At 69.5% G+C, this 5037-nt stretch carries 6 protein-coding genes; 1 reads left to right on the plus strand and 5 read right to left on the minus strand.

Annotated features, from left to right (window positions below; translation table 11 throughout):
* Positions 1-47: 47 nt before the first annotated feature.
* Positions 48-515, minus strand: coding sequence for a DUF6069 family protein (locus ACOADB_RS24010; protein ID WP_378604718.1), 468 nt, complete (start codon positions 513-515; stop codon positions 48-50).
* Positions 516-602: 87 nt separating this feature from the next.
* Positions 603-1316 (minus strand): GNAT family N-acetyltransferase, encoded by a 714-nt coding sequence (locus ACOADB_RS24015; RefSeq protein ID WP_378604721.1) that lies wholly within the window; start codon positions 1314-1316, stop codon positions 603-605.
* Positions 1317-1383: 67 nt separating this feature from the next.
* Between ACOADB_RS24015 and ACOADB_RS24020 the strand changes: the two genes are divergently transcribed.
* The gene (locus ACOADB_RS24020; protein ID WP_378604724.1) at positions 1384-2319 is read left to right on the plus strand and encodes a DUF559 domain-containing protein; all 936 of its coding nucleotides are present in this window, start codon (positions 1384-1386) and stop codon (positions 2317-2319) included.
* Positions 2320-2405: 86 nt separating this feature from the next.
* Here the strand turns inward: ACOADB_RS24020 and ACOADB_RS24025 are convergent, their stop codons facing one another.
* From ACOADB_RS24025 to ACOADB_RS24035, 3 genes are all read right to left on the minus strand, one after another.
* Positions 2406-2972 carry a pyridoxamine 5'-phosphate oxidase family protein gene (locus ACOADB_RS24025; RefSeq protein WP_378604727.1) on the minus strand — a complete coding sequence of 189 codons (567 nt, stop codon included), beginning with the start codon at positions 2970-2972 and terminating at the stop codon, positions 2406-2408.
* An 8-nt stretch (positions 2973-2980) separates the two neighbouring features.
* Positions 2981-4657 (minus strand): dihydroxy-acid dehydratase, encoded by a 1677-nt coding sequence (ilvD, locus tag ACOADB_RS24030; protein WP_378604731.1) that lies wholly within the window; start codon positions 4655-4657, stop codon positions 2981-2983.
* A gap of 59 nt (positions 4658-4716) precedes the next feature.
* Positions 4717-5037: SRPBCC family protein (locus tag ACOADB_RS24035; protein ID WP_378604734.1), on the minus strand; the 321-nt coding region annotated here is incomplete at its 5' end.

Here is a 5037-nt window from a genome sequence, read left to right on the forward strand (position 1 = left end):
GATCCGCTGGTCCATGGATCCACTCCACCACCCCGCACCGACACCGGTCACGCGCGGCGCGGGTTCGTCTCGGACAGGCGCCGGGCGACGAGCGGGATGATCACGGCGGCAGCGACCACGTGGCTGACCGCGAGCGCGACGTTGGTGGCGTACGACGTCGATGCCGCGACCAGGGACGGCGCCACCGAGATCACGGTCAGCGTGACGGTGGTGCGCTGCCACGTCGACCGCGGCCGTCGGGCCCAACGGGCGACACACGCCGCGATGATCGCGCCGATCACGCCGAACTCGAGGACGGCGAAGAACAGTCCACTGACGGGCATCGTGGCCGGCTCGGCGCCCGGGAACGCGAACTCGTAGGGCACACCCACGGCGCGGGTGATGGCCTCGAACCCGCCGGTGACGACGGCCGCGACAACGGCGACGCCGAAGGCATGCACGCCGACCGGGACGCGTCGGGTGCGGACGGAGGTGGTGGGGGTCGTGCTGGTCGTGCTGGTGGTGATGGCAGACATTGCCGTTTCCCTTCGGATGGTGGCGATCCGGTGACCGCCTCTCACCCTCTCCACGAACGCGGGACCCGGGTTCGACAGGTTTCGACATCAGATGTCGAAGAAATCTCCCAGCGAGCGCTGCTGCCGCCCGTCGGCGTCGAAATTGTCCGCTGCGAGCCACTGCTCGTGCGCGGTCCGGACAGCGGGCCACTCGCTGTCGATGACCGAGAACCAGTCGGTGTCGCGGTTGCGGCCCTGGGTGACCATGTGGTTGCGGAAGCGGCCCTCCTCGACGAAGCCGAGACGTCGCGCTGCCCGCCGCGACGGCTCGTTCAGGCTGTCGCACTTCCACTCGAACCGGCGGTACCCCAGGTCGTCGAAGGCGTGCCGCATCAACAGGTGGATCGCCTCCGTCGCGCCGCGGGTCCGCTGCAGGGCCTGGCCGAACAGCACGCCCGCCACCTCGACCTGTCCGTGGCCCGGTTCGATGCGCATGTACGACGCGATGCCGGCCGCCTTGCCTGCGCCCGGACCCTCGAGCGGGATCAGTGCGTACGTCACCCAGTCGGGAGTCTCCAGCAGCGCGGCCAGGTGCATCCACAAGGTCGCCAGCGACGTCGGTCGCGGCACCGGCCGGTAGGTCCACAGGCCGCCGTCATCGGGGCCACAGGTCGAGGCGAACAGGTCGGCGTAGCGCGCTGAGGTCAGCGGTTCGACCCTGACGTAGCGCCCCGGCAGGGCGACAGGCTCCGGGAAGGGCCGCGGTTCCCAGTCGGGTACGACGGCGCCGACCTGCTGGCCGAACTCGTTGACATCAGGCACGCCGCCGACCCTAGTGGCCTGTGGATGAGCACCCACGCCGACCGACGATCTGGATCATCCTCATCCCATGACCAGGACCGCCCGCACGACGGAGCTCGACGTCCGCCAGCCCTTAACCCGGGAGCAGGCCCTCGCCGCAGGGATCACGCCGCGCCAACTCCGGTCCCAGCGCTACCGGCGGCTGCTGACCGGCATCTACGTCGCGGCGGACGTCGAAGTGAGGCCGGTCCTGCTGGCCCGGGCAGCGCTCCTTCCCTTCGGCGACCGGGCGCGTGCCAGCCACAGCACCGCCGCGCGCGCATGGCGGCTGCCGGTGCCGATCGACCCGGAAGAGCACGTCACCGTTCCCACCGCCGCGGAGCGCCGGTCTCGCGCGGGCGTCCGATGCCACGTCGACCCCGACGGCCGATCGGTCATCGTCGACGGGATCCGAGTGTCTGCCCTGCCCGAGACGTTCGTCGAACTCGCCCAGAAGCTCGCGCTCGCCGACCTGGTTGTCGTCGGCGACGCCATGGTCCGCCGAATGATCGGACTCGACGAACTTCAACGGCACTGCGCCGAGGCTTGCGGTCCCGGAACTGCCCAGGCTCGCGCTGCCCTCGCGTTCGTGCGTTCGCGCGTGGACTCCCCGATGGAGACGAGGCTGCGCATGCTCATCGTCCTGGCCGGCCTGCCCGAGCCTCAGGTCAACCTCACCGTGGGCGATCCCCTGACGATGGAGCGGCGCAAGTACGACCTCAGTTGGCCGGAGATCCGTCTCATCGTCGAGTACGACGGCCGCCAGCACGTCGACCGGATCGACCAGTGGGAGTCAGACCTCCGGCGCAGGGAGGCGATCGACGATGACGGCTGGCGGATCGTCGTCGTCATCGCGCGCGGGGTGTACGCCCGGCCGGACCAGACCCTGTCGAAGATCCACCGACTGCTCGTCGAGCGCGGCCACCCCGACGCACCGCCCCGGATGTCCGAGGCGTGGCGGGTGCACTTCCCGGTGCACGGATGAACGTGATCGCGCACATGCGCGATCCTGGTCGCCCCGCGCGCTCCTGAACCGACCAACATCGCGCACGTGCGCGATCCTGTCCGCTACTACTGCTCCGCGGGCGGGTCGAAGTCGAAGGCCGGCAGGCCGTCGAGGCTGGTCCGGTTCTTCTGGCGGCGGTACTCGGCCGAACCCTCGACGCCCTTGCGCTCGAAGTACGGCCCCAGCAGGTCGCGCTGGCCGGCGTACTCCATCAGCGGGACGCCGTAGCCGCACGAGTCGGAGATCCGCTCGATGTCGACGACGATCACCGCCCGGGCGCCGGGCTGGTCCTCGAAACGGGCCACCAGGTCGGCGTACTCGTCGTCGTAGAGCGACACGACGCGGCCGCGGCCGTGGAAGCGGACGATGTTCGGCGGTCCCTCGAAGGCGCAGAACATCACCGTGATCCGGCCGTTCTCGCGCAGGTGCGCGATCGTCTCGCTGCCACTGCCCGTGGTGTCGAGCCAGGCGAAGGTGTGGCCGTCGACCATGCCGAACGTGCCCGGGATGCCGCGCGGCGACAGGTTGACGTGGCCGTCGCCGGACAGCGGTGCCGTCGCGACGAAGAACACCTGTTGCTTCTCGACGAAGGCACGCAGCCGTCCGTCGACCTGGTCGTGGACCTTGCCCATCGGGCGCCTCAGCTGGTGACGGCGCCGTGAGCGGCCGACTGAACGACCTTGGCGTACTTGCCGAGCACACCCCGGGTGTACTTCGGCGGAAGCGGCTCCCAGCCGACCTTGCGGGACTCGATGTCGTCGATCTCGACCTCGAGCGTCCGGTTGAGGACGTCGAGCGTGATCGGGTCGCCATCGCGCACGAACGCGATCGGTCCCGCGTCCACGGCCTCGGGGGCAATGTGGCCCACGCAGAGACCGGTGGTGCCGCCGGAGAAACGACCGTCGGTGATCAGCAGGACGTCCTTGCCGAGGCCGGCGCCCTTGATGGCACCGGTGATCGCAAGCATCTCGCGCATGCCCGGGCCACCCTTGGGGCCTTCGTAGCGGATGACCACGACGTCGTTGGCGACGATCTTGCCCTCGGCCAGTGCGTCGAGCGCCTTGCGCTCGCCGTCGAACACGCGGGCGGTGCCGCGGAACACCGAGGCGTCGAATCCGGCCGTCTTCACGACGGCACCCTCGGGCGCCAGCGAACCCTTGAGGATCGTCAGGCCACCAGTGGCGTGGATCGGCCGGTCCAGCTTGTGGATCACGTCGTCGTCGAGGTCGGGCGGGTCGATCTCGGCGAGGTTCTCGGCCATCGTCTTGCCGGTCACGGTCAGGCAGTCGCCGTGCATCAGGCCGGCGTCGAGCAGCGCCTTCATCACGACGGGGATGCCGCCGATCTTGTCGACGTCGTTCATGACGTACTTGCCGAAGGGCTTGAGGTCGGCGAGGTGCGGGACCTTGTCGCCGATCCGGTTGAAGTCGTCGAGCTGCAGGTCGACCTCGGCCTCGCGCGCGATGGCCAACAGGTGCAGGACGGCGTTGGTCGAACCGCCGAGCGCCATGACCACCGTGATGGCGTTCTCGAACGCCTCCTTGGTCATGATCTGGCGCGCGGTGATGCCCTTGCGGAGCAGGTTGACGACGGCCTCACCCGATTTGTGGGCGTAGCCGTCGCGGCGACGGTCCACGGCCGGCGGAGCGGCCGAGCCGGGCAGGGACATGCCCAGGGCCTCGCCGACGGCGGCCATCGTGTTGGCGGTGTACATGCCTCCACAGGCACCCTCGCCCGGACAGATCGCGCGCTCAATCCGGTCGACCTCGTCGCGGGTGATCTTGCCGGCCAGGCACGCACCGATGGCCTCGAAGGCGTCGATGATCGTGACGTCCTTGCCGTCGACGCTGCCGGGCATCGTCGAGCCGGCGTAGAGGAAGACGCTGGCGAGGTCCAGGCGGGCGGCAGCCATCAGCATGCCGGGCAGCGACTTGTCGCAGCCGGCGAGCAGGACCGAACCGTCGAGCCGCTCGGCGCTCATCACGACCTCGACCGAGTCCGCGATGACCTCGCGGCTCACGAGGGAGAAGTGCATGCCCTCGTGGCCCATCGAGATGCCGTCGGACACCGAGATGGTGCCGAACTCGAGCGGGTAGCCGCCGCCTGCGTGCACGCCGTTCTTGACCGCCTTCGCGAGCCGGTCGAGCGACAGGTTGCAGGGGGTGATCTCGTTCCAGCTGGACGCGACACCGATCTGCGGCTTGGCGAAGTCCTCGTCCCCCATCCCTACCGCGCGGAGCATGCCACGGGCGGCGGCCTTCTCCAGGCCGTCGGTGACGTCGCGCGAGCGGGGCTTGATGTCGGGGGCATCGGTCATGTGCACAGATTAGTCGGCGCGCCCGCCGTACCCGCGGGGTATCTCAGGTGACCTTCCGCTCAGCCCTTCTCGGCGGCGGCCTTCAGCGAGGCGAGGCCCTTCTCGAAGTCCTTGCCGATCGCCTTGTCGAAGAACAGCTTGCCCAGCACGGCGAACACGATGTTGCGGTTGCCGCTCATCGTCCAGGCCACGTGGGTGCCCTCACCTGCGGGCGTGAGCGCGAAGGTGATGTCGTTCTCGGCCTTGAAGGGCTTGAGGAACTGCAGGTCGACCTTGATCTCCCCCGGGGTGATCCCGGCGAGGGTCATCGCGCCCTCGCCCGCCTTCTTGTTGCCCGCCCACGTGTAGCGGGCGCCGACGCCCTCGCCCTCGTAGGTGCG

It is taken from the genome of Nocardioides sp. CPCC 206348 (assembly GCF_048654705.1).
GTDB lineage: Bacteria > Actinomycetota > Actinomycetes > Propionibacteriales > Nocardioidaceae > Nocardioides.